The sequence below is a fragment of the Octadecabacter sp. SW4 genome, assembly GCF_008065155.1.
Taxonomy (GTDB): Bacteria; Pseudomonadota; Alphaproteobacteria; order Rhodobacterales; family Rhodobacteraceae; genus SW4.
Genome location: NZ_CP042819.1, coordinates 237,974 through 260,502 on the forward strand (window position 1 = coordinate 237,974; position 22,529 = coordinate 260,502).

Annotated in this window: 23 protein-coding genes and 1 pseudogene; 11 read left to right on the top strand and 13 right to left on the bottom strand. The window is 57.2% G+C overall.

The annotated features are described in order from the left end of the window. Positions 1-10: 10 nt before the first annotated feature. The 9 genes from FTO60_RS01170 to FTO60_RS01210 form a co-directional block, all read right to left on the bottom strand. On the bottom strand, positions 11-934 hold the full coding sequence (locus FTO60_RS01170; RefSeq protein ID WP_148054253.1) for a sugar kinase: 924 nt from the start codon (positions 932-934) through the stop codon (positions 11-13). Positions 935-946: 12 nt separating this feature from the next. Then, positions 947-1,690: an SDR family NAD(P)-dependent oxidoreductase gene (locus tag FTO60_RS01175; RefSeq protein WP_148054254.1), complete on the bottom strand. Its 744-nt coding sequence runs from the start codon at positions 1,688-1,690 to the stop codon at positions 947-949. 44 nt (positions 1,691-1,734) lie between these two features. Beyond that, positions 1,735-2,724, bottom strand: a complete 990-nt coding sequence (locus tag FTO60_RS01180) for an NAD(P)-dependent oxidoreductase (protein WP_368074255.1) — start codon at positions 2,722-2,724, stop codon at positions 1,735-1,737. Beyond that, entirely contained in the window at positions 2,648-2,980 is a 333-nt protein-coding gene (locus FTO60_RS01185) for a cupin domain-containing protein (protein WP_148054255.1), read from the bottom strand. Before FTO60_RS01185 ends, FTO60_RS01180 begins: the two co-directional genes overlap by 77 nt. Positions 2,981-2,999: 19 nt before the next feature. Next, positions 3,000-5,213, bottom strand: coding sequence for a DUF4962 domain-containing protein (locus tag FTO60_RS01190; protein WP_302849697.1), 2,214 nt, complete (start codon positions 5,211-5,213; stop codon positions 3,000-3,002). 183 nt (positions 5,214-5,396) lie between these two features. Further along, on the bottom strand, positions 5,397-6,986 hold the full coding sequence (locus FTO60_RS01195) for an extracellular solute-binding protein (protein ID WP_254696852.1): 1,590 nt from the start codon (positions 6,984-6,986) through the stop codon (positions 5,397-5,399). Beyond that, a complete protein-coding gene (locus FTO60_RS01200; RefSeq protein WP_254696853.1) occupies positions 6,983-7,861 on the bottom strand; it encodes a carbohydrate ABC transporter permease in 879 nt (292 codons plus the stop codon). Before FTO60_RS01200 ends, FTO60_RS01195 begins: the two co-directional genes overlap by 4 nt. 15 nt (positions 7,862-7,876) lie before the next feature. Then, positions 7,877-8,890, bottom strand: coding sequence for a sugar ABC transporter permease (locus FTO60_RS01205; RefSeq protein ID WP_148054258.1), 1,014 nt, complete (start codon positions 8,888-8,890; stop codon positions 7,877-7,879). 4 nt (positions 8,891-8,894) lie between these two features. Beyond that, positions 8,895-9,971 (bottom strand): ABC transporter ATP-binding protein, encoded by a 1,077-nt coding sequence (locus tag FTO60_RS01210; RefSeq protein WP_148054259.1) that lies wholly within the window; start codon positions 9,969-9,971, stop codon positions 8,895-8,897. Positions 9,972-10,131: 160 nt separating this feature from the next. On the opposite strand from FTO60_RS01210, the gene FTO60_RS01215 reads away from it, so the two are divergent. The 6 genes from FTO60_RS01215 to FTO60_RS01240 all read left to right on the top strand — a co-directional run bounded on the left by FTO60_RS01215 (position 10,132) and on the right by FTO60_RS01240 (position 15,337). Next, entirely contained in the window at positions 10,132-10,824 is a 693-nt protein-coding gene (locus FTO60_RS01215) for a GntR family transcriptional regulator (RefSeq protein WP_148054260.1), read from the top strand. Between the two features lie 60 nt (positions 10,825-10,884). Further along, entirely contained in the window at positions 10,885-12,258 is a 1,374-nt protein-coding gene (locus FTO60_RS01220; protein ID WP_148054261.1) for an MATE family efflux transporter, read from the top strand. Between the two features lie 35 nt (positions 12,259-12,293). Then, on the top strand, positions 12,294-13,049 hold the full coding sequence (gene kduD / locus FTO60_RS01225) for a 2-dehydro-3-deoxy-D-gluconate 5-dehydrogenase KduD (protein WP_148054262.1): 756 nt from the start codon (positions 12,294-12,296) through the stop codon (positions 13,047-13,049). Positions 13,050-13,191: 142 nt separating this feature from the next. Further along, positions 13,192-13,836, top strand: a complete 645-nt coding sequence (locus FTO60_RS01230; protein WP_197738507.1) for a hypothetical protein — start codon at positions 13,192-13,194, stop codon at positions 13,834-13,836. Next, entirely contained in the window at positions 13,833-15,059 is a 1,227-nt protein-coding gene (gene manD, locus FTO60_RS01235; protein ID WP_148054263.1) for a D-mannonate dehydratase ManD, read from the top strand. The genes FTO60_RS01230 and manD overlap by 4 nt, the downstream gene beginning before the upstream one ends. Continuing rightward, positions 15,047-15,337, top strand: a complete 291-nt coding sequence (locus tag FTO60_RS01240) for a Gfo/Idh/MocA family oxidoreductase (RefSeq protein WP_148054264.1) — start codon at positions 15,047-15,049, stop codon at positions 15,335-15,337. Before manD ends, FTO60_RS01240 begins: the two co-directional genes overlap by 13 nt. 25 nt (positions 15,338-15,362) lie before the next feature. On the opposite strand, the pseudogene FTO60_RS18000 reads toward FTO60_RS01240, so the two are convergent. From FTO60_RS18000 to ispH, 3 genes and pseudogenes are all read right to left on the bottom strand, one after another. Beyond that, positions 15,363-15,518 (bottom strand): annotated as a pseudogene (locus FTO60_RS18000) (ParB N-terminal domain-containing protein); the annotation flags it as partial. 52 nt (positions 15,519-15,570) lie between these two features. After that, positions 15,571-16,035: a DUF3429 domain-containing protein gene (locus FTO60_RS01245; RefSeq protein WP_148054265.1), complete on the bottom strand. Its 465-nt coding sequence runs from the start codon at positions 16,033-16,035 to the stop codon at positions 15,571-15,573. A gap of 313 nt (positions 16,036-16,348) precedes the next feature. Further along, positions 16,349-17,299 carry a 4-hydroxy-3-methylbut-2-enyl diphosphate reductase gene (ispH, locus tag FTO60_RS01250; RefSeq protein ID WP_148054266.1) on the bottom strand — a complete coding sequence of 317 codons (951 nt, stop codon included), beginning with the start codon at positions 17,297-17,299 and terminating at the stop codon, positions 16,349-16,351. 138 nt (positions 17,300-17,437) lie between these two features. Here ispH and FTO60_RS01255 point away from each other — a divergent pair, with 138 nt between their 5' ends. After that, positions 17,438-17,902 (top strand): cytochrome c, encoded by a 465-nt coding sequence (locus tag FTO60_RS01255; RefSeq protein ID WP_148054267.1) that lies wholly within the window; start codon positions 17,438-17,440, stop codon positions 17,900-17,902. 42 nt (positions 17,903-17,944) lie between these two features. On the opposite strand, the gene FTO60_RS01260 is transcribed toward FTO60_RS01255, so the two are convergent. Next, complete coding sequence (locus tag FTO60_RS01260; RefSeq protein ID WP_148054268.1) at positions 17,945-18,520, bottom strand: NYN domain-containing protein; 576 nt, start codon at positions 18,518-18,520, stop codon at positions 17,945-17,947. A 108-nt stretch (positions 18,521-18,628) separates the two neighbouring features. On the opposite strand from FTO60_RS01260, the gene folK reads away from it, so the two are divergent. From folK to FTO60_RS01280, 4 genes are all read left to right on the top strand, one after another. Then, positions 18,629-19,207 (top strand): 2-amino-4-hydroxy-6-hydroxymethyldihydropteridine diphosphokinase, encoded by a 579-nt coding sequence (folK, locus tag FTO60_RS01265; RefSeq protein ID WP_148054269.1) that lies wholly within the window; start codon positions 18,629-18,631, stop codon positions 19,205-19,207. 90 nt (positions 19,208-19,297) lie between these two features. Next, the gene (gene rpoZ / locus FTO60_RS01270) at positions 19,298-19,660 is read left to right on the top strand and encodes a DNA-directed RNA polymerase subunit omega (RefSeq protein WP_148054270.1); all 363 of its coding nucleotides are present in this window, start codon (positions 19,298-19,300) and stop codon (positions 19,658-19,660) included. 31 nt (positions 19,661-19,691) lie between these two features. Further along, positions 19,692-21,851: a bifunctional (p)ppGpp synthetase/guanosine-3',5'-bis(diphosphate) 3'-pyrophosphohydrolase gene (locus tag FTO60_RS01275; RefSeq protein WP_148054271.1), complete on the top strand. Its 2,160-nt coding sequence runs from the start codon at positions 19,692-19,694 to the stop codon at positions 21,849-21,851. 2 nt (positions 21,852-21,853) lie between these two features. Further along, positions 21,854-22,498: a DUF2062 domain-containing protein gene (locus FTO60_RS01280; protein WP_148054272.1), complete on the top strand. Its 645-nt coding sequence runs from the start codon at positions 21,854-21,856 to the stop codon at positions 22,496-22,498. Positions 22,499-22,529: the final 31 nt, after the last annotated feature.

Below are 22,529 nucleotides of genomic sequence, written 5' to 3' on the forward strand. Positions count from 1 at the left end.
GAATGTCTTTCTAGGTGGCTGTGGTGCGAGACAAGCAAGCCGGATCAACCGCCACAAGAGCCCCGCGCCGCTGCACAACAGCTCGCGAGAGCGCACAGGCGTGGGCGATTGCGTCAACGATGTTATCTCCAGCGGCGTGGCGCGCGAAAAAGCCGGCGTTAAAGCTATCGCCTGCGGCGGTCGTATCTACAGGGCGCTCCACGGGGGTCACGGCGACATCCCCGCGAAATTCTCCGTCGGCATATGACACCGGTCCGACACCGTTCTTTACAACAACCGTCATCGCCCCTGCTGCAAGATAACGCTCTGCAGTGGCTTGCGGGCTGGTATCATTGAACCACTCGGCCTCGTCTTCATAAGATGGCAGGACGATGTCGCTGACCGCTGCACCCTGCATGATGGCCTGCGTCATTTCGCTGTCCGAAGCCCAGAGTTTCGGGCGCAGGTTGGGGTCAAATGCGATGGTTTTGCCCGCAGCACGCGCCTTGCGCAATGCGCCAAGTAGGGTTGCACGACCTTCAGGTGCAAGGATCGCCAAGGTGATGCCTGAATAGTAGATAATATCGGACCTCGCCATCGCGTCGCCCAATGCCGCCGGATTATCCGCCAGCGTCTTTGCCGCTGACTGCCCGCGCCAATAGGAAAAGCTGCGTTCCCCGTGGTCCAGAGAAATCAGGTAGAGGCCGACGGTCTTGCCACCAGACACCTGTGCAAACCGGCTGTCGATCCCGCTGTCACTCATAAACGTCAACATATTCTGAGAGATAGGATCATCCCCGACGGCCGTCAGATAGGATACCTGCACATCGGGCGCACAGCGGGCCAGATACCAGGCGGTGTTGAACGTGTCGCCGGCAAAACCCAAGCGGAAATCGCCGTCGGTATCTGATGGGGCCAATTCGGCCATACATTCGCCAATCGCCAGAACGCGCATGTCCGTTCCTTTCTACGAGAACAGCATGCCGCCGTTGATGTCGATATTTGTCCCGGTCAGGAAGGCGCTGTCGTCGCACGCGAGGAATAACACGAGGTTGGCCGCATCATCCACATGGCCCTGTCGCTTTAGCGGAGCGTTGGCCTCGAACCCTTTGCGACCTGCGTCGGGCGTGTGAATATTGTGGAAGTCCGTATCGATCATGCCGGGACACAGCGCGTTGACACGGATGTTAGGGCCAAGCTCTTTAGCAAGCGCGCGGGTCATGGTCATGACTGCACCCTTGGACGTGGCATATGCGACTGCACCGGGGCCACCGCCGTCACGACCGGCCTGAGACGCGAGATTCACGATTGTACCGCTTTTCATATGCGCGAGGCAGGCCTTGGTCATCATGAAAGTGCTTGTCAGGTTCAGCGTCATGACATTGTTCCAGTGCGTCAGGTCCATTTCAGCAATGGTCTTGCGTGCAATCAAGCCGCCCGCGTTGTTCACCAGCACGTCCACGCTGCCAAATGCATCAATCGCTGCATTGACCAGTTTGTCGACGCCGCCTTGCGTGTTCAGGTCGGCCTGAACCGCCAGCGCCTGACCACCCGCTGCTTCGATCTCGGTCACGACTGAGTCGGCGCCTTTGGAGCTTTCGAAATAACTGATCGCCACCTTCGCGCCTTCGGCGGCGAGTTTTTTGGCTGCTGCGGCGCCGATGTCCCGGCCGCCCCCCGTGACGATTGCCGTTTTCCCTACAAGTTTCATACTGATCCTTCCCGTTGTGTCCGCCGCGCGAAACGCACGCTGACTTACTTCTCTAGCGTCATGAAATAGTCAAAAATCTCGGGGACGTTTCCGCCCCCGATACCGGCGTTGACTGCGGCTTGAAGGTTGCTTGAAGTGCCTTCTGCAATCTGCGCGCGGGTGCCCATGTCCTCAGCCATTTGCAAAAAATAGGCCAAGTCCTTGTTGGCGTTGTTGATTGAAAAGCCGAGGTCGCTGATACCGTCCACCGCGTATTTCTTGCAGAACGCCATGAAAGGTGAATTTGATGGACCGGCAGACATGATGTCGAACAGCTGAGAACGGTCTACGCCCGCGCGGTCAGCGATGGCAAAGGCCTGGCTCATGGCGGTGACGGTTGTCATGCCCATAAAATTGTTAATCAGCTTGGTGACATGTCCGGCACCGAGCGCCCCAAGATAAAAGACGTTCTCGCCCTGTTCGTCCAGCACGGGCTTAACCTTGTCGAAGGTCGATTTATCGCCGGCCGCCATGATGTTCAGCAACCCATCTTTGGCGTGGGCGGGCGTCCGCCCGAGAGGCGCATCAATCATGCCAGCACCCTTAGCAGCCAAATCCGCGCCAATTTTGCGGGTTGAAGCCGGGATCGAGGTGCCAAAGTCGATCAGAACCGCCCCCGGCTTTACCCCCGCCAAGATGCCATCATCGCCATAGACGAGGCTTTCGACGACTTCAGAGGTTGTGACGCATAGCATGATGATGTCGCAGGTTTCGGCTAGTTCTTTGGGGGTTGCGGCCTCGCGTGCGTTTCCGCGCGCGGTCACCGCATCAATAACGGGCCGTTTGCGCCCCATCACAACCATTTCAAACCCGCGAGTTTGCAGGTTCTCGACCATGTTGCCGCCCATAAGGCCGAGGCCGATAAAGCCGATGACGGGTTTAGTCATGATGATTGCTCCGTTGCGTGTTTGGGGGGCGTCACAGGAAATCCTCACGGTGTGGTGTAAAGACATCCAGCAGTGTGCCTGCTTCCAGGCAGGTGGCCCCGTGTTCAATATCGGGTTGTTTGTAAAGCGAGTCACCAGCGCCCACGATGTAGGTCTTGTCGCCCACGGTGAATTCGAATTTGCCGGACATCACGTAGGTGATTTGCTCGTGGATATGGTGGTGCAGGGGGGCCGTGACGCCAGCCTCAAAATGCACTTCCACGATCATCAGGTTGTCGTTGTAGGCCGCAATCTTGCGTGACAGGCCATCGACAACGGTCTCCAGCGTATTCTCCTGTCCGGGGAAGTGGTTTTTGATGGTCATATCGTAATCCATGTCCTGTTCAGCTGTTTGCGAGTTTCTTCATGACGATTTTGAACGTGTGTTCATCCGGGTCGGTGAAATAGAGATCTGCGTCATAACCTTGATCGTCCATGAAATTGAAAACCCTCCTCGGGGCATCGAGCTTGTAGGGCACAAGGAGCGTTGCGAAGCGGTGGCGGGTTGCCGCGGGATACTGCGCGGTAAGGCAGGTGCTGACGTGCAAGCCTTGGTAATCCTCAGGGTCGACGTCAGTGAATTCCGTCTTCTGCGTGATGTTTGGCTTGCCGCCTTCGGACCAGACAACCTGCCCATAGAACCCCGCGCGATCTCCGCTATGGCGGAAGGACGTTTTGCCCAGGTCGAACGGATTATTGGCATGCAAGAGCCATTCAACCGTAACAGGGGTTTCGGCGTCCACCTTGTCGACGATCACGAAATAGGAATTGCGCACAAAGTAGATTTCGCGCTCCGCGCGGGTCACTTCGGGGGACAGGCTTTGATACGCCGGCGTCGCATCACCGTGAATGAAGATGTGATCGTCGCGCTGTTCGGCAGCGATGATCTTGCCCGTCGCCCCCAAGGCCTTGGACTTATCCTTTTCAGCGTACTGCCCTTTGCCATTGATCAGAATGGCGTTCTTCGATCGGGTCTGCCTGCGCCAATTCCGGTGCATGCTGGAATTGAATGCAACATAGTAGCCAGATTGGATAGCCATATCTTCGCCATAGGCGGCCATGCAAAATGCGTTCTGATCTCCGTGGCTATGGCTGACAGATCCGAATCTGGACGACTTGAATACAAACTGAATGTGGTTGTCGGGGTCGTCCATCGCATGTTGGGCACCAACCCAGCCGATGCCTTTGAAGTGACGTAGACCACCCTTTGGGGGCGTGGCTTCGACCATGGGGAAATCTGTCTGGTAAACCAATTCATCGAAATTGGTGTCCCACCAGCCCCAGTTATAGAACGCCATTTCTGTGCCAGGATTGGTGGCCAGGTTTTCGTCGGCATACCACTGGTATTCACCCTTTCCGGTCACGCCCGCAAATTGGCGCATGTTCAGGCCGGTCTTGATCGCGGGCAGGTCGCCTTGCGTGCTATCATCGCCAAACGTGGAACGACGGGTGTTGGGCGCCTTGCAATACAGCGGGAAGTCACCTGTGTTTTGCAGGAAAGGCCGTTTATAGAGGTCAATCCCGGTATAGGATTTCAGCCGGTTGGCTGCATCAATAAGGTATGCAATGCCCATCATCCAGTAATTGGTGCCTTCGGCCCAGCCCCCATCGGCGTCACCCCAGGGCGAATAGACTGTCATCAGGAATTCAATGGAGTAGTTGAGCCAATCGCGCGCCTCGTCGTCCTCATCGTCTCCTAACAGTGCAATGCAGCAGGGCACGATGCACAACGAAACTGAGCGCACGGCGTGACTGTCGTATGGGAAAAGGTGAATCTTGGCGTTCAAGATCGCATGTTCGGCAATATCGCGGGTGCGTTCCAGTAGGGCCGCCCGAACGGTCGCGCGTTCTTCCTCGCTGAGGTCGTCATAAAGCCAGTCATATCCCCACGCCAAAGCATTGCACACCCGATAGGCCCATTCGTCCGTGTGGGCGCGGGATGTGACCCCCATCGGATCCCAGCTTGCTGCCTCAAGCAGCCACTGTTTGGCGCGGGCCGTCATCTCGGCGTCATCGGTAACCTTGCCCCCGATGGCGAGGTGGCGGATCGCGTACCAGACCTCTTGCAGATCAATATAGGTTTGCCGCCAGATGGGGGCCGTGCGCTGATGGTTCGGGTATCCGGAAGGTTCGCACTGGATGTCGCGATCCATCCACGGCAGTACGGACTTTTCGTAGAATGTGGACCAGGTACAGTGATCAGGGTCGGCCTTGACGGCGTCCTTGAAATCACTCAGCCGCGCGTTTGTCATCCAAAGGCGCGGGTGATCCATCGCGACGTTTGACAACCGCTCCGCACGTGAAGGTAGCGGCGTTTCCGGCAGCCCATCACCGATACTAAAGCTGCGGCTGCTGCTCCAACTGCTGGATGGCGCGCCAGTGTCGGCGCCCCATGTAGCATAAGACCAATAATAGGTGCCGGGTTCCAGCGTGGTGCCGGGCGTAAAGAAGTTCAGCGGCAGGCCCTCGAAGACCAGTGTTTTCCCCTTCGAGAATTTGGGATCGGTGGACAGGCGCATCACATAGCATGCGTCGTCATCGAGCACTGGAATCCACATGAAACGGGGTGGGTTCTCGGTGACTTCCGTGTCGGCGGTCGGGCTATACTGAATAGTCAGTCGGCCTGCCTTGGGTTCATCAAGCAAAGGAAGAGAAGTGGCCGGCATCGGTCAGGAATCCCACAGAATGAAGTTGGAACAAAATGCGAGGGGCGACAGAAACTGCCGCCCCGGCGATAAGATTCAGTTTACGCCGTACTGACGATCGTAGGCGGACTGCATAACAACCAGCAGCTCCTGCATGCCCATCTCGTCGAGCGTGGCGATATACTCGTCCCAATCGGCCATCACGTCCCCATTGCCAAGGATCCAGCTTTGCTGACGCTCGAGCATGTAGTCGCGAATACTGCTCCATGTGCGGTCGTAGACCTGCTGTTCGTCAGCCGTGAATGCCACGCCCAGAAAGTCAGGGATCAGGTAGTCGCCGGAGTCATAAAGGGCAATGCCCTCAAGGGCGAACTCGTTGCTCCACTGGATTTCATAGTCGTAATCCTGGAAGTAACCACGGCCCTGAAGCTGGGCGCCCACCTGATAAAGCGAGCGGTTCACCGGACCAGCATCCAGGAATTCCTGAGTGAAGATCGGCTCACCATCGACCATTTCATACTGCTGGCCCTCGACGCCAAAGTTGGCCAGGCGGCGGCCCTCTTCGGTGAACCAGAAATCGAAATACTTGATCGTCTCAACGACGTTCTCATTGGTGTAACCAATGGCCCAACCGTCCGGCTTGACGAGGATACGGCGGTGTTCTTCGATACGGCGCCCGGATGGGGACGCTGGCGGCAAGAAGGCCTCGAACGCAAAGCCGTCGATCTCGGACGACAGGCGATTGTAGCCAGAGGTGGAGGCGAACCAGTCATGGGTTGACCCGCCAAGGTTTTCCGACAGCAAGAAATCACGTGCAGAAGAACCGCGCGTGAAGATTTCAGCGTCGATCAAGCCTTCTGCATACCAGCGTGCAAGGTTGGCGATACCGTCGCGGTAGCCTTCACCGATATAGCCATGGCCAATTTTGCCGTCTTCAACCAAGAAGTCGTGGTAGGTGTCGGAACCGTGCGCGCGACCGTCCCAGAGTGTCACCAGACGGATGAGTTCGGGCCACTGACGCGCGAAGAATGGCACCTCATCCGCGATGCCATTGCCGTTGGGGTCCTGCGTCTTGAAGGCGCGCAGGACTGCTTCGTATTCATCGACCGTTTCAGGCATATCCAGACCAAGCGCGTCGAGCCAATCTGTGCGGATCCAATACGCGCGGCCGTATTTACCATCGGGCAGATAGGGGATGTAATACATCTGACCATCGGAAGCCTTGACGGCGGCCTCGATGTCGGGACGTTCCGCGTAATAGGCTGCGATATTTGGCGCATGTTCTGCGATCAGATCGTTCAGCGGCACAAACGCACCTTCGGGGCCATACTGGTTCACAAAGTCGCGGATCCGGCTGGAGCCAACGATGTCGGGGACGTTGCCAGAGGCCAGCATCAAGTTCAGCGCCTCGGTGCGGCCCGTGTTTTCGTCCGTCCGCATGTTGGCGCCGACAGTGTCGTTTATCAGATGGATACCTGTCAGCTCTCGGGCGGCCTGCTCAACCGGCCAGGTTTCTTCGTAGATAGGATAGCGTGCGTGGTTCATCTGGATCGTCAGTTCCAGAGGTTCATCGACAATCCTCAGATGACCGTCCGCAAACGCGGGCGTTGAAATAGCACTCCCTACAAGTAGGGTCGCCACTAGGCTCAATTTGCGCATTTGATTTCCTCCCATTTGCGTTTTCATTCTTTGACACCCCCTAGAAGGATGCCTTTCTCAAAGTATTTCTGAACGAACGGGTAGACGATCAGCACCGGGATGATCGAACATACGATAATGGCTGCGGTAACGGTTTCCGCACTGAACCCGGCTGCTGTCTGAACGATGGCAAATTCATCATCGTCGCTGAGGTTCGAGATTGTATGGCGCAAGAACACCTGCAACGGGATTTTGCTTTCAGATTGCAGCAGCACCATGGCCCAAAAAAAGCCGTTCCAACGCGCGACGATAAGGAACAATGTGATCGTCGCAATGGCTGGCTTTGATAGCGGGATGAACACCTTCCAAAGAACTTGAAAATCGTTGGCCCCGTCCATGCGAGCGGCTTCTTCGAAGCTTTGCGGAATGGATTCAAAGAAGTTGCGCAGGAGGATGATGTTGAAGGCATTAATCGCAAAACCAAGGATAATGCCGAACATGCTGTCCAAAAGCCCCAGATCGCGCATGTTCAGAAAGAACGGGATCAGACCCGCGTTGAACCACATGGTGAAGGCGATAAAGAGGTTGAAAAACCGACGACCCCTGAGCTGCGGGCGCGACAGAGCGTAGGCGCAAGGCACGATAAACAGCAAACTCATGACAGTGCCGCCAATCGTATAGATGAACGTATTGCCGTAGCTGATCCAGAACTGCGGATCAGACACAATGTACCCGTAGGCTTCAAGCGTCGCATCGATTGGCGTCAGCACCACTTTACCTGCTTGCGCTGCAAACCCCGAACTGAATGACACCGCAGCAATATAGATAAACGGATACAGCGTGGCGACTGTGAACAGGCCGATCAGGACTGACACCACAATGGCGAAGAATTTGTCGCCGTTTGAATAGAGGTTCCAATTCATCACTGCTTGATCCTCCTACCAGAGCGAAGTGCGCGAGAAGCGGCGTGACAAGGTATTGGCGGTCATGACCAAAACGAAGGCGACGACGGCGTTGAACAACCCACCTGCGGCGGCAAGATCGTATTGACCGGATTGAAGGCCCTGACGATAAATCCATGTGTTCACCACGTCAGCCGTCTCATAGGTCGATGGCTGGTAGAGCAAGATCACCAGTTCGAATGAAACCTCCATGACGTTGCCAATCCGAATGATCAGCATGATCAGGATGGTTGGCAGGATCGAGGGAATTGTGATCTTCCACATCATCTGCCAACGGTTCGCGCCGTCGACGACAGCGCTTTCGTAGAGCGACGGGTTCACACCCGCGATGGCGGCAAGGAATACGATGGAACCGAAGCCGGCCTCTTGCCAGATTCCCGTCCCGACAAAGATCGGTCGGAACCATTGGGGCTGGGTTAGGAAGTAGATCGAATCCATCCCAAACCACCCAAGGATGGTGTTGATGATACCGGCGGTGGGCGAAAATGCGGTGATGACGATACCAGCAATAATCACCGATGAGATGAAGTGCGGCAGGTAAACGATGGTCTGCGCCGTACGTTTGTATGTCGCGTGCAAAACCTCGTTGAACATCAGCGCAAGGATGATCGGTGCCGGGAAGCCGAACAACAAATTATAAAAGCTGATGGCTATCGTGTTGCGCACCGCTCGAAGGAATTGGTCGTTCGAGAAAAGCGTCTGGAAATGCTCGAATCCAATCCATGGGCTATTCGCGACGCCCTTGAAAATCGAATAGTCTTTGAAGGCAATCTGAAGTCCGTACATCGGTTTATAGAGAAAGACGAGGAACCAGATGATCGTTGGCAACAGCATCGCATAGATCTGCCATTCGCGCTTGAAATGATCATAAAGGCGGACCCAGTTCTTGTCGGCCGCGTGGGTCTGTTTTCGGTCACGCAAGGCCTCGGACGCCTTGACGACCACTTCTTCGATTGGGGAACCTCCAACGTCGGAATTGCGGTCAGACATCGACTCAGGCCCCCAACTTCATGGCATGGCCAGTCTCGGCGTCAAACAGTTTCACCAAATGTGTCGGCACATACACCGTGGCAACGCCTGACAGATGGGCAATATCCCCGTTAGTGTCAGCCTTGAAAACAAGGCTGTCTTCACCACTGCGGGCATGCAAAAGCGCCTCTGAACCAAGCGGTTCAACAAGATCGAGATTGATGGGGAGCGCCGACGACTTTCCCTCATCAGACAGGGTCACATGTTCGGGGCGGATACCTACGATCACTTCGCGCCCCGCCTGCCCAGTCGTGGACCCGTCAATCCTGATCTCAGCACTGCCGATCTGTGCCCCGTTTTCGGTTAGCGTCCCCTTCATCTGGTTCATTGGCGGAGAGCCCAGAAAACCTGCCACAAAAATGTTGGCGGGATCGTTAAACAATTCCATCGGCGTTCCGACCTGTTCGATCCTGCCGTCATTCATGACGACAATCCGGTCCGCCAGGGTCATTGCCTCGACTTGATCATGCGTTACGTAGACCGATGTCACGCCAAGCCTGTTGTGCAATCGTTTGATTTCTGCGCGCATCTGTGTGCGAAGCTTGGCGTCAAGGTTCGACAGCGGTTCGTCAAACAGGAACACCTTTGGGTGACGCACGATGGCACGGCCCATGGCGACACGCTGCCGCTGCCCGCCTGACAAATCTGCGGGGCGCCGATCAAGGTAAGGGGTCAGGCCGAGGATCTCGGCGACATCGTCGATCGTGGTCTTGATCTCGGCCCTGGGCATCTTTCGAATACGCAATCCGAAGGCCATGTTGTCGGCCACATTCAGGTGCGGATAGAGCGCGTAGTTCTGAAAAACCATCGCCACGTCGCGGTCTTTGGGGGCGATCCGGTTCATGCGGCGGCCATCGATTGTAAGGTCACCACCCGTGATTTCCTCGAGACCCGCAATCATCCGCAAGGTGGTTGATTTTCCACAGCCCGACGGGCCAACCAACACCACGAATTCCTTTTCCTCGACATTCAAGTCGATCCCGTGGACGACCTGCAAAGCCCCATATGCCTTTACGATACCACTGAGATTTACACCGGACAATGTCCCCTCCCCCAGGTGCAGCCCAACCGGGCCAATCGACATGAACGAATCACATCATCCCCTCTGGTATACTAGTAGCTCATCTCAAATGCCAGTCTAGTATACTAGTTTATTTCCTGATATTCAGGTATCACCGGTGGGGTCGAAAGGGTTTCTAATTATGGTACAGTCAATCGCTCAAAACGAACGCCGCACGAGCGTGGATGATGTTTTTGACAATCTGCATGAGCAAATTGTGACTCTGAAGCTCAAGCCTGGGGATCGTATTTCAGAGGCCGAAATAGCAGCGCAGTTTGGTGTGTCGCGGCAGCCTGTACGTGATGCTTTCAGCAGGCTGGCAAACCTGGATTTGCTTTTGATCCGGCCACAGCGGGCGACCGAGGTCCGGCGGTTTTCATTGCGCCAGATCGAAAAGGCTCGGTTCATTCGGGCCGCTATTGAAAAAGAGGTATTGCGCCGCGCCGCAGCCCATTGCGACAGTGCAGGCGCGGCACAGTTGAGCGATGCCTTGGCACAGCAAAAAGCAGCGGTTGCCGCCAAGGATGTTGAGCGTTTTGGCAAGCTTGACTATGCCTTTCATGAGATATTGTGCGATATCGCGCATGTGGACTATGCGTTTGATGTAATCCTTGAGGAAAAGGCGAAAGTCGACCGGCTCTGCATGCTGGGCATCGAAAAAGAGCAGCGCATGCCCGAACTGATCGAGGACCATAAGGCGATCGCCGACGCGATCATTTCGCATGATGCAGAGGCCGCAATCGCCGCAGGTCAAAAGCACCTTTCGCGTCTTGATGGCACGATCGCGCGGATCACCGCGACGAACGCAAATTACTTTGAGAGCGCAAGCTCCTAGAACGGGTCCGGCCTATTTGATGGCCTGCCCCTAACGCGCGCCCAAATACGGAACCGGTCCATGACCACAGCGACAGAATATGCAGAGGCTGAGGCCGGTCCCGGCGCACGGCAGGTGTTTGTTCTGGCGTGGCCTATGACGCTGCGGGCGATCTTCCTTCATGGGACCGTTGTGATTGATGGCTTCCTTTTATCGTCCTTAGGGGAAGGAGCACTTGCCGCGATGGGTCTGGCGGCGGCCCTTGGCGGGATTGTGTTGGGTTTTATCTTCGCCTTCTCTCATGCAATGCAGATCCGCACCGCGCAGGCGTTCGGCGGCGGAAATCCGATTTTTCTAAAATCCGTGCTGGTTGCGGGGCTGACTGTCAGCCTCGGCATTGGCGTAGTCGGCGTTGGCATGATCCTGGTCTGGGGCGAGGTAGTGATCGCTGCACTGGCCCCATCAACCCAGATCGCCGGTCAAGCGCAGACCTATCTGTTGATCTTCACCGTTGTTATCCTTTGCGAGGCAATCGGCCAGTGTATTGCAAGTTTCTTCAATGGCTGTAGCCGCAGTAAACTGCCCCTCTACGGGTATCTGCTTTCAGTCCCTATCAACGTCACCAGCAGCATCGTCTTGATCCATGGATATTGGGGTTTCCCGGCGCTTGGCGTGGCTGGCGCCGCTCTTGGCAGCGCCATCGCGATCACCGTTCAAACCGCGTTTTGGAGCGTTCTTTTATTTCGCACGAGTGGGCACTTGCTTCGTGTCGTGGGGTGGCACCTTGATACATTTGTGTCCACCCTTAAACGGCACATTCAGTTTGCCTTGCCGATCGCTGCAACCTTTGTCAGCGCGACGCTTTCGACGCATTTGTGTTCACTGATCTACGCCAGAATGGCGCTCAACAGTTTTGCGGCGCTGACGCTCATCGCGCCGTGGAACATGTTGGCCGGGCAAATCGCGATGCAGTGGACCCAAGCGACCGGCATCTTGGTTGCCCAATTGCTTGGCAAGCGCACCCCTGAGGACGTGCTCGACCGCTTCCTGTCGCGCGCCTGGCTTGGCGCATTTGTAGCTGCGGGCATTGTATCGGCGGCGTTTCTGATCATGGGCCTGTCGCTCGACTGGATTTACCCGAACCTTGAACGTGAGACCCGCGCGATCCTGTTTGGGTTTCTGCCGATCCTGATGGTCATCCAGTTTCCCCGCGCCACCAATGCGATCTGTGGCAACACACTGCGTGCGGCGGGGGATACCGTGTATGTGATGCACATCTTCATCTGGTCACAGTGGGCGTTTCGCGTGCCAGCGACCGCCCTTCTTGTTCTGTATTTCGATCTGTCAGCCTTTTGGATATTGTCCCTGTTTTTGTGGGAGGAAGTCATAAAATTCCCGGCATTTCATCGTCGTCTTTGGCGTGGTGACTGGAAAAAGTTTGACGTCGCTGCATGACAACCGCGAAACATAACATCAAAAGAGAGAGTGCGATGAACCGATTTTCTTTGAATGATACAAGGGCTTTCGTGACAGGGGCCAATACTGGCATCGGTCAGGCGATTGCCGTCGATCTGGCGCGCCACGGCTGCCACGTCATTGCGGTCGGACGCTCGCCCATGGACGAAACGCTGGCAAAGGCGGCCGCAACAGGTGGCACGGCGAGCGCCGTGCGGGCTGATTTGGGAACGGTTGCAGCCGCACAAGCCGCGTTTGAAGAGGCAGAGCAGCAATTCGGACCCATTGATACGCTGGTGAACAATGCCGGCATCATCCGCCGCAACGACAGTCTTGAGTTCACAGAAGAAGACTGGGACGCGGTCATGGATATCAATCTGAAGGTAGTGTTCTTCCTCAGCCAGTCCTTTGCCAAGTCACGTGTCGCGAAGGGGCAGGGCGGCAGCATCATCAACATTGCCTCGCTCCTGTCATTTCAAGGCGGCATCCGTGTGCCGTCCTACACCGCATCCAAGAGCGGGGTGGCCGGGCTTACGAAAATTCTGTCTAACGAATGGGCAGCAAAAGGGATCACAGTGAATGCGGTCGCACCGGGTTACGTCATGAGCAACAACACAACCGACCTACGCAATGATCCCGAACGCAACAAGGCGATCCTTGACCGTATTCCAATGGGTCGTTGGGCAGAACCCGAGGATATCGCTGGCGCCGTTACGTTTCTGGCAGGCCGGGCTGCGCGATATGTGACGGGTGCCACGCTGCCGGTAGATGGCGGATGGTTAGGGCGCTAAGGCCTTGGAAAGTAACCAAGTCTTGAGTGCGGGGACGGGGTTCACGGGAATGGGTCACGCGGCGGACATGGCGATCCTAAATGCAGGCACGAATTGGGCCGCGGCCCTGGTCGAGCTAGAGCCTGATGTTGTCCCACGCGCGATGCCGGCAGGTGCCCAATACCCTCCGATCAAACAGGGCATCGCGCAGGCGCTGATCGGGGGTGACATCCTGGACATCGCGGGGGACGTGCGCGACGATCCGGGGCGGGCGCCCAGGGTTGCCAGCGTTCATGACTTCACCAAGCGGTGCGCATTCATCCCCGAAAACCTAGATGATCCATTGCTGGAGTGGGGCGAAAGCAGTGGGGAATGGTCCTATACCGTTACTTCGCGGCAAAAGTCGGACTTGGACCCGAAGCCTGTTTTCGTCCTTTTCAAATGCGGCGGATCAACACCATGGTTTCATGACGATCATATCGTGGGCTACGGAACCAAAAGTGCGATTTATATGGAGGGGCATTACGGCGTCGGCCCCTTATCGCTGCACGATGGATCGGGTCGGCGTGAACATCCGAAGCCTTTGGATATAGCGAGTCTGGCGTATGCTGAACTGGCTGATACCGAATACCGTTGGCATGTATTAGCCGACTATTGCTTGCGCGATCTACGCGGTCAGGCAGTGCCGCCCGATCCGACCTTCGCGCAAGGCGCACAGCACCAAGGGATCACAGCAATTTACTGCGACGCGCCGAGCTGGGCAGATGCGCCGCCCATTCACCACCACGAGAGGGGGCTAAAGCCATGAAAATTACCGACGCAAAAGTCTTTGTCGGCGGCCCGGGGAAGAATTACGTCACGCTCAAGATCATGACCGATCAGGGCATCTATGGCCTTGGCGATGCCACGCTGAACAATCGCGAAACGCTGCCTGCGGCCTATCTTCGGGATTACCTGATCCCCAACTTGATTGGCATGGACCCTCGCCAAAGCGAAGACATCTGGCAGTTCCTGTATCGCGGTGCCTACTTCAGGCGCGGCCCTATCGCCATGGCCGCGCTCGGTGCCATCGACATGGCCCTTTGGGACATCAAGGGCAAGCTGGCGAACATGCCGCTTTACCAGCTCTTTGGCGGCAAAAGCCGCGAAGGAGCCTTGGTCTACGCCCATGCCGCAGGTGCTGATCTGCCTGATCTGATGGATTCAGTCGCGCGGTATCTGGACCAAGGCTATAGGGCAGTGCGGGTGCAATGCGGTATCCCGGGGATGCCAACGGCGAGCTACGCAGTGCCTGATCAGAAGGGCGCAGACAAGGATTTCATCACAGATTTTAGTGGCATTATCCCCAAGACCGAAGTCTGGGACACCGATCACTATATGCGGTACATGCCCGGCGCGCTCGCCGACATTCGCGACAGGTTCGGGCCAGAGCTTAAGATTCTCCATGACGTTCACCACCGCTTGCTGCCCCGCGAGGCGGCGGAATTTGCGAAAGCCGTCGAACCCGTGGGCCTCTATTGGCTAGAGGACCCAACGCCGGCCGAGGATCAGGACGCATTGCGTCTTGTGCGCCAGCATTCGACGACGCCAATCGCCATCGGCGAAGTTTTCAATTCGATCTGGGATTGCAACAAACTGATTGAAGACGAGTTGATCGATTTCATTCGTGTCGCGGTGACCTATGCGGGCGGAATTACCCCTGTGAAACGCATCGTCGATTTGGCGGCGCTGCATCACGTGCGCACCGGCTTTCACGGCGCACCAAGTCATTCACCTGTGTCTATGGCCGCGCAACATCACCTCAACGCTTGGGCTCCAAATTTTGGCATTCAGGAATATCTTGTTTTGGCTACTGCGGAATGCGGCGCATTGTTCCCGTCCGATCATGTCATGGAAGATGGGATGGTTTTTGTCAGCGACGCACCGGGCCTTGGCGTCGATTTCGACGAAATTGAAGCCGAAAAATATGAATACAAAGCGGGCAGTCACCCAATTGTCCGGCTTCAGGACGGAACGGCTTGGAACTACTGATGCCGGTCTCGAGCGCATCAAAACGCGTGGGCGTGGCATGGGCTGGCGCAGGCATGATCGCAAAACCACATTTCGGCCTTTCTGCGCTCATGGATGCGGCCCAGCTCAAGGCAATCGTTGCCACACCGCCAAACGTCCGGCATGGCGTCATTTCAGTGCTGGCTACAGCAGGCAAACGTGGTCCGCTGGAAAAACCGGTCGGGCGCAGCGTCAAAGAAGCGCAAGCGGTTGTGGAGATTTGTGAAAATGCAGGTGACGCGGTGGTAGTATTTCAATAACGCATGCGCGCTCCCTCCATCCTGGCAGCGCAGCATATCGCGGGTGGTGCGCTTGGCCCCCGGCAAGCACGGCGTATTTGCCGTCGCGTTTCTGGACGGTCAGCGGCTGAAGCAGACCCAGCACGGCAATGCTGGCCTTAAGGTGAGCAAGGCACCGGGTGTGCCACGGTCTGTCAGGTTGGCGTCGCTTTCGGCGGCGGTGCCGTAGAACGCGATCGTCCTGGCGTCAGGCATCAGAAAACCACCGTCAACAGGCAAGCCACGACAACCACGGTCAGCAGCACCCGCAAATGCATCCACCACGGAGGGGCCAATTCGTAACGCCAGAAATGCCAATCCAGAATCAGCAGCCCGAGAAAGCCGATCAGCAGGTTTGACGCCATGCTGACCGGCCCGCCGCTGATCATGAAAAACGCCCAAAGTGCGGGAATCACTGACAAAACATAGCCCGAGGCCTGCATTGTTCCGGTTGCCCGTGTGGCAAACCCCCAAAGAATGCCGGACATGAATGCAAGGATGATCGTGCCATAGCGGATCATCATTACCCGCCCGTCAGCAGGGATGATCTGCCAGTATCCGCCCGCGTTTGGGCCACTCATGCCGGTCGTCAGCCAGCCAAGATTGATCACTGCGCCCAACAGGAAGGGCAGCAGGCCCAGCAGGCCAAGGATCAGGGCAGAGCGGGGAATATGCCTCATGCGCGTTTTACCGCGCCGCGGGCAATGGCGGTGACAAAGAAATGCAATGTGATCATCAGAGTGTTCCAGTCAGATTGGCGATGCTTTGTGCAAGGGTTTCAACGTGTTGGCGCTGTTGTTCGGGTGCAACAGAGCCTGCCGTTTGTCGGGGGTCAGGCCTCCCATGCGGCTGTCTGGAAGTGCGTCACTATAAATTCGCTCAGCCCCTTCGGAATCATGATCGAACGTCAGGCAAATCTTGTCCTTGGGTATGATCATGCAGGCTTCTGACCTCAAAGGACAAGCCAGGCGAAGGACCTGGAAATGGCGCGATTCACGCAGGTTCCCGCAACACGCGCGGCACTTTGAATTCGACGTTTTCCGTGGCAGTCTCGACCATCGCGACGGTCACATCATAGCGGTCGCGGAAGGCGTCGATCACTTCATTGATCAGCACCTCGGGGGCGCTGGCACCCGCAGTAATACCGACCGATGTGATCCCGTTCAGCGCACGCCAGTCGATGTTTTCAGCCCGCATGACAAGTTGCGAATAGGCGCAGCCCGCCTTGCGTCCGACCTCGACCAGACGTTGCGAATTGGATGAGTTGGGGGCGCCCACCACCAGCATTGCATCGCATTTGGGTGCCATCGCCTTGACGGCCTCCTGACGGTTGGTGGTGGCGTAACAGATGTCTTCCTTGTGGGGTCCGATGATATCAGGAAAGCGGGCATAAAGCGCGGTAACGATTTCCGCCGTGTCATCCATCGACAGGGTCGTCTGGGTCACGAAAGCAAGGCGTTCAGGGTCACGCACGACAGCGGTTGCCACGTCCTGCACAGTTTCGACCAGCACGACCTGACCGGGTGGCAGTTGCCCCATCGTGCCGATGGTTTCGGGGTGGCCCGCATGGCCGATCATGATGATCTGAAGGCCGTTCTCGTTGTGCCGCTCGGCCTCGATATGGACCTTGCTGACCAAGGGGCAGGTGGCATCCACATAGACCATCTCACGGCGCGCGGCCTCGGCCGGGACGGCCTTGGGGACGCCGTGCGCGGAAAAGATCACGGGCCGGTCATCGGGGCATTCATCAAGCTCCTCGACGAACACGGCCCCTTTGGTGCGCAGATCATCGACCACATATTTGTTGTGCACGATTTCATGCCGCACAAAGACGGGCGCGCCCCATTTGTCCAGCGCCATTTCGACGATCTTGATGGCACGATCCACGCCCGCGCAAAACCCGCGCGGCGCGGCCAGATATAAGGTGAGGGGTGCTTTTGTCATGTGGCATAGGTAGTGCCGCTGGACCGCGCCGTCCAGACCCCGAGATCACGGAGCGGTGACCTGCTTTTCAGTAAATAGATGGTGCTCGCGCTACCGGAAAATGATTATGATGATCAGGAACATGATCAAGGATGAACAATGAACAGGATTCTCATTGTAGCTGCGGGCGGCGTTTCAATTGCGATTGCGATTGGCGCTTTTTTGGTCGCCGGACAGGGTGGCGCTGACTCGAATGGGGGATTGCCCTACGATGATGCGGCCGCCGTCGCGCGCGGCGCTGCCATCTATGAGGCCAGCTGTGCGGCATGCCACGGTGCCAATCTTGAGGGGCAGGCCGAGTGGCGCACGGCCCGCACGCCCGAAGGTCGCGCGCTTGCCCCGCCCCATGACGAAGACGGCCATACCTGGCACCACCCCGACGAGCAACTGATCGAAATCACCAAAGTGGGCACGGCAGCTGTGGTCGGGAATGGCTATGAAAGCGATATGAGCGGGTTTGGTGACGTGCTGACCGACACGGAAATCCGCGAGGTTCTGGGCTATATCAAAAGCAACTGGCCCGCCGAGGTTATCGCCCAGCACAACCTGATCAACGAGCGGTGACGTCAAAGCAAAGCCCCGCGCGATTGGCGGGGCTTTGCTGGCTCAATCGTCTTGTGAGACCATTTCGGTGGCTTCCTCGGGGCGCGGCTCGCGCGGGGGGCGCCCGACGACATCACGTAACTCGTCCAGCTCGATAAAGTTATCGCACTGACGACGAAGTTCATCGGCGATCATCGGCGGCTGGCTGCGGATCGTGGACACGACCGAAACACGCACGCCCTTGCGCTGAAGCGCTTCGACCAGCGGACGAAAATCACCGTCACCCGAGAAGATCACGATGTGATCGACATGCGCGGCCAGCTCCATTGCGTCTACGGCCAATTCAATGTCCATGTTGCCCTTGACCTTACGGCGGCCCATCGAATCTGTGTATTCCTTGGCCGGTTTGGTCACCATCGTAAAGCCGTTGTAATGCAGCCAGTCGACAAGTGGACGGATCGGCGAATATTCGTCGTTTTCCAGCAAGGCCGTGTAGTAAAAGGCACGCAGCATCTTGCCGCGTCGCATAAATTCGGCCCGCAGTAGTTTATAGTCGATATCAAAGCCAAGTGACTTGCTGGCGGCATAGAGATTCGACCCGTCAATGAAGAGCGCCAGACGCTCGTCACGGTAGAACATGAAATTTCCTTTCAAATAGTGCTTGGCCCGTGCTTGTGAGTGAGTGGTGTGAGTGGTGTGAGTAGTCTAAAACGGGTCAGGCGTAGTTTAATGTAAGGGAATTGTGACATGCTGCAACCCCATGAGCGAGACACTGCCTTGATTGCCATCGGTGCAAATCTGGCGCGTGCGGACGAGACGCTGCAGACCACAATCCTTGAGAGTGTGACCGACATTGCGCAAGCCTTGGGGCCGATCACGGGGAAAAGTCGGCTGTTTCGCACCCCTTGTTTTCCCGCAGGTGCAGGCCCGGATTATGTAAATGCGGCCGTGGCTGTGAGGACGTTATTGCAACCTTCTGAAATATTGCGGGAATTACATGGCATTGAACGCAAATACGGGCGCGAACGGCAACAACGCTGGGCCAGCCGCACCCTTGATCTGGACCTGATCGCGGTTCGTGACGTTGTGTCACCAAATGCGCAAATGCAGACCGAGTGGCGCACGCTTGATGCAAAGTCGCAAGCACGGACCGCACCGGAGCAGTTGATTCTCCCGCATCCGCGGCTTCAGGATCGCGCGTTTGTGTTGGTTCCACTGGCCGATATTGCCCCCGATTGGGTGCATCCGCTGTTGGGGCTGACAGTTGCGCAGATGCTGGCTAATCTTCCCGCACAAGACGTCGCGCAGGTGGTCGCGCTGGCGTGATGACACGGGCGGGGATTGCGCTTGTCATTCATCGCCCTAGCCCTTAGATAGAGCGCTTGCAGACCGCCCCTGACTGACTGGAGAGCCCCGATGGCCCGCGTTACCGTAGAAGATTGCGTCGACAAAGTTCCCAACCGCTTTGAGCTGGTGATGCTTGCCGCGCATCGTGCCCGTGAAATTTCCGCCGGTGGCGCGCTGACAGTGCCCCGCGACAACGACAAGAACCCTGTTGTTTCCCTGCGCGAGATCGCCGAAGAAACCCAGAAAGCCGACGATCTGCGCGAGCGTATGATCGAAGCCAACCAGACCCAGATCGAGGTTGATATGCCTGAAGAAGACGCGATGGCGTTGCTGATGGGTGCCGGTGGCGGCGAGGCGGACAAACCCGCTGACGATGACATGTCAGAAGAGAAATTGCTGCGCGCCCTGATGGAAGCGCAGGAGCCCAAGTAAGGGCGACACCCCAAACCAAGCGCGGACCGGTATGATCCCAGCAGATGACCTGATCGGACTGGTCCGCAGCTACAACCCCGCAACAAACGAGGCGCTGGTCCGCGCCGCCTACGATTTTGGCCGCGACATGCACGAGGGGCAGTTTCGCCATTCGGGCGAGCCCTACTTTTCCCATCCCATTGCCGTTGCCGCCATTCTGGCCGAGCAGCAGATGGATGATGCCACGATCATCACCGCCCTGCTGCACGACACGATCGAAGACACCAAGGCGTCATTCGCGACCGTCGAGGCCAAGTTTGGCCGCGAGATTGCCGAACTGGTCGATGGTGTCACCAAGCTGACCAACCTCCAACTGAATTCGGCCCAGACCAAACAGGCTGAAAACTTCCGCAAGCTGTTCATGGCCACGAGCCGCGATTTGCGGGTGACGCTGGTCAAGCTGGCCGACCGTCTGCACAATATGCGCACGATCAAATCCATGCGCGAGGACAAGCAAGCGCAGAAGGCCCGCGAGACAATGGATATCTATGCCCCGCTTGCCGGACGCATGGGGATGCAGTGGATGCGCGAGGAGTTGGAGGATCTGGCGTTCCGTGTCCTCAACCCCGAAGGGCGCAATTCGATCATCCGCCGCTTTATCACGCTGCAGCGCGAAACCGGTGATGTGATCGAAAAGATCACGGCCGACATGCGCCATGAATTGGACAAGGCCGGCCTTACCGCCGAGGTCACGGGCCGCGCCAAGCGCCCCTATTCAATCTGGCGCAAGATGCAGGAAAAGGATCAGGGGTTCTCGCGCCTGTCCGACATCTATGGCTTTCGCGTGATCACCGAGACCGAGGCCGATTGTTATCGCGTTCTGGGGGCCGTGCATCAGCGTTGGCGTGCGGTGCCGGGCCGGTTCAAGGATTACATCAGCCAGCCGAAATCGAACGGCTATCGCAGCATCCACACCACCGTATCCGGCCGCGATGGCAAGCGCGTCGAGGTGCAGATCCGCACGCGCGAGATGCATGAGGTGGCCGAAACCGGTGTGGCCGCCCATTGGTCCTATCGCAATGGTGAACTGGTCGAAAACCGCTTTGCCGTTGATCCGGCGCGCTGGATTGCATCGCTGACCGAGCGTCTGGGCGAAGGCTATGAGGACGATCACGACGAATTTCTCGAGACGGTCAAGCTCGAGATGTATCAAGATCAGGTGTTCTGCTTTACCCCCAAGGGCGAAGTGATCAAACTGCCGCGGGGTGCCACCCCGATTGATTTCGCCTATGCGATCCATACCCGCATCGGCAGCGCTTGCGTCGGCGCCAAGGTCGATGGGTTGCGCGTACCGCTGTGGACCCGCCTCAAGAATGGCCAGTCCGTTGAAATCATCACCGCCGAGGGGCAAACGCCGCAGGCCACTTGGATCGACATCGCCGTTACAGGCCGTGCGAAAACCGCGATCCGGCGCAGTCTGCGCGAGGAAGACCGCGAAAGGTTCATCAAGCTTGGCCGCGAATTGGCCCGCGTGGCATTTGAAAACGTTGGCAAGAAAAGCACCGACAAAGCGTTGGCGACTGCCGCCAAGGCGCTGGCGGTTGAATCGGTCGAAGAAATGTTGGCCCTGCTGGGCAGTGCTGAAATGACCGCACGTGAGGTCGTCAATGCCATCTATCCCGATCTGGCGGAACTGCCACAAGACGAGGTGGACCAGCGCCGTGCGGTTGTCGGTCTGTCACCTGATCAGCTTTATCGCCGCGGTGCATGCTGCCAGCCAGTGCCGGGAGAACGTATTGTCGGGATCACCTTTCGCGGGCAGGGCGTTGTCGTGCACGCGATTGATTGCGAAGTGCTGGCCCAATACGAAGAACAGCCCGAACGCTGGATCGATCTGCATTGGCAAGAGGGCACGCACCCGGCGCGCAATTCCGTCAGCCTTGATCTGGTGATCACCAATGACGCCGGTGTGCTGGGCCGTATCTGCACGCTGATCGGCGAACAGAACGCCAATATCTCGGACCTGATTTTTGTTGATCGCAAGCCGGATTATTATCGCCTGCTGCTTGATGTCGAACTGCGCGATGCGGAACATTTGCACCGCGTCATGACCGCGCTCGAGGCTGAAAGTAACGTGTCGTCCATCGGGCGGCACCGCGATCCGGCGCGCACCGTGGCCCCCTTGGCAGACAATGCGCGGGACGGGCATTAAAGATGGTGTTCAAGCGTCGGGACAGACGACCGGTCTGGCAAGTCATTTTTGAAGTCATCTATCCACGCGGTGGCTGGTCACGGGCGTTCAACTACGTCAAGCACCGGGTGCGCCGCCTGCCCGACACCCCCGAGAAAATCTCGCGCGGGATATGGGCTGGTGTTTTCACGACCTTTACACCGTTCTATGGGCTGCATTTCGTCGTTGCTGCGATCATTGCCAAACTGATGCGTGGAAATATCCTCGCCGCCTTGATGAGCACGTTTTTCGGCAATCCGCTGACCTACCTGCCGATCGCTGTGGCATCGCTTCAGGCCGGGCATTTCTTGCTGGGCACGCGCCCCGACCGCGATATTCACGAAAGCCTTGGCGGCAAGTTTGTCGGTGCAGGGCGCGACCTTTGGCATAATTTCAAGGCGATCTTTACGCCCGAACAGATGGATTGGCAGCGCCTGCGCATCTTTTTTGACGAGGTGTTCTTTCCCTATATGATCGGCGGCATAATCCCGGGCATCATCGCGGCAACCATCGCCTATTACATCAGCGTCCCGTTGATCCGCGCCTACCAGAACCGGCGCCGCAAGGTGCTGCGCAACAAGTTGGCACAACTCAAGAAAAACATCGAAACTGACGGCTCGGGCCAGTAGGTTGGCAGCAGGAATCGCAAGAGGGCCGCAC

What these genes read in the sequence shown, in the direction of transcription:
- FTO60_RS01170 (WP_148054253.1), bottom strand. Translation starts at nt 934, where the DNA reads ATGCGCGTTCTGGCGATTGGCGAATGTATGGCCGAATTGGCCCCATCA.
- FTO60_RS01175 (WP_148054254.1), bottom strand. Translation starts at nt 1,690, where the DNA reads ATGAAACTTGTAGGGAAAACGGCAATCGTCACGGGGGGCGGCCGGGAC.
- FTO60_RS01185 (WP_148054255.1), bottom strand. Translation starts at nt 2,980, where the DNA reads ATGACCATCAAAAACCACTTCCCCGGACAGGAGAATACGCTGGAGACC.
- FTO60_RS01190 (WP_302849697.1), bottom strand. Translation starts at nt 5,213, where the DNA reads ATGTGGATTCCAGTGCTCGATGACGACGCATGCTATGTGATGCGCCTG.
- FTO60_RS01195 (WP_254696852.1), bottom strand. Translation starts at nt 6,986, where the DNA reads ATGAAAACGCAAATGGGAGGAAATCAAATGCGCAAATTGAGCCTAGTG.
- FTO60_RS01200 (WP_254696853.1), bottom strand. Translation starts at nt 7,861, where the DNA reads ATGAATTGGAACCTCTATTCAAACGGCGACAAATTCTTCGCCATTGTG.
- FTO60_RS01205 (WP_148054258.1), bottom strand. Translation starts at nt 8,890, where the DNA reads ATGTCTGACCGCAATTCCGACGTTGGAGGTTCCCCAATCGAAGAAGTG.
- FTO60_RS01215 (WP_148054260.1), top strand. Translation starts at nt 10,132, where the DNA reads ATGGTACAGTCAATCGCTCAAAACGAACGCCGCACGAGCGTGGATGAT.
- FTO60_RS01220 (WP_148054261.1), top strand. Translation starts at nt 10,885, where the DNA reads ATGACCACAGCGACAGAATATGCAGAGGCTGAGGCCGGTCCCGGCGCA.
- kduD (WP_148054262.1), top strand. Translation starts at nt 12,294, where the DNA reads ATGAACCGATTTTCTTTGAATGATACAAGGGCTTTCGTGACAGGGGCC.
- FTO60_RS01230 (WP_197738507.1), top strand. Translation starts at nt 13,192, where the DNA reads ATGCCGGCAGGTGCCCAATACCCTCCGATCAAACAGGGCATCGCGCAG.
- manD (WP_148054263.1), top strand. Translation starts at nt 13,833, where the DNA reads ATGAAAATTACCGACGCAAAAGTCTTTGTCGGCGGCCCGGGGAAGAAT.
- FTO60_RS01245 (WP_148054265.1), bottom strand. Translation starts at nt 16,035, where the DNA reads ATGAGGCATATTCCCCGCTCTGCCCTGATCCTTGGCCTGCTGGGCCTG.
- ispH (WP_148054266.1), bottom strand. Translation starts at nt 17,299, where the DNA reads ATGACAAAAGCACCCCTCACCTTATATCTGGCCGCGCCGCGCGGGTTT.
- FTO60_RS01255 (WP_148054267.1), top strand. Translation starts at nt 17,438, where the DNA reads ATGAACAGGATTCTCATTGTAGCTGCGGGCGGCGTTTCAATTGCGATT.
- FTO60_RS01260 (WP_148054268.1), bottom strand. Translation starts at nt 18,520, where the DNA reads ATGTTCTACCGTGACGAGCGTCTGGCGCTCTTCATTGACGGGTCGAAT.
- folK (WP_148054269.1), top strand. Translation starts at nt 18,629, where the DNA reads ATGCTGCAACCCCATGAGCGAGACACTGCCTTGATTGCCATCGGTGCA.
- rpoZ (WP_148054270.1), top strand. Translation starts at nt 19,298, where the DNA reads ATGGCCCGCGTTACCGTAGAAGATTGCGTCGACAAAGTTCCCAACCGC.
- FTO60_RS01275 (WP_148054271.1), top strand. Translation starts at nt 19,692, where the DNA reads ATGATCCCAGCAGATGACCTGATCGGACTGGTCCGCAGCTACAACCCC.
- FTO60_RS01280 (WP_148054272.1), top strand. Translation starts at nt 21,854, where the DNA reads ATGGTGTTCAAGCGTCGGGACAGACGACCGGTCTGGCAAGTCATTTTT.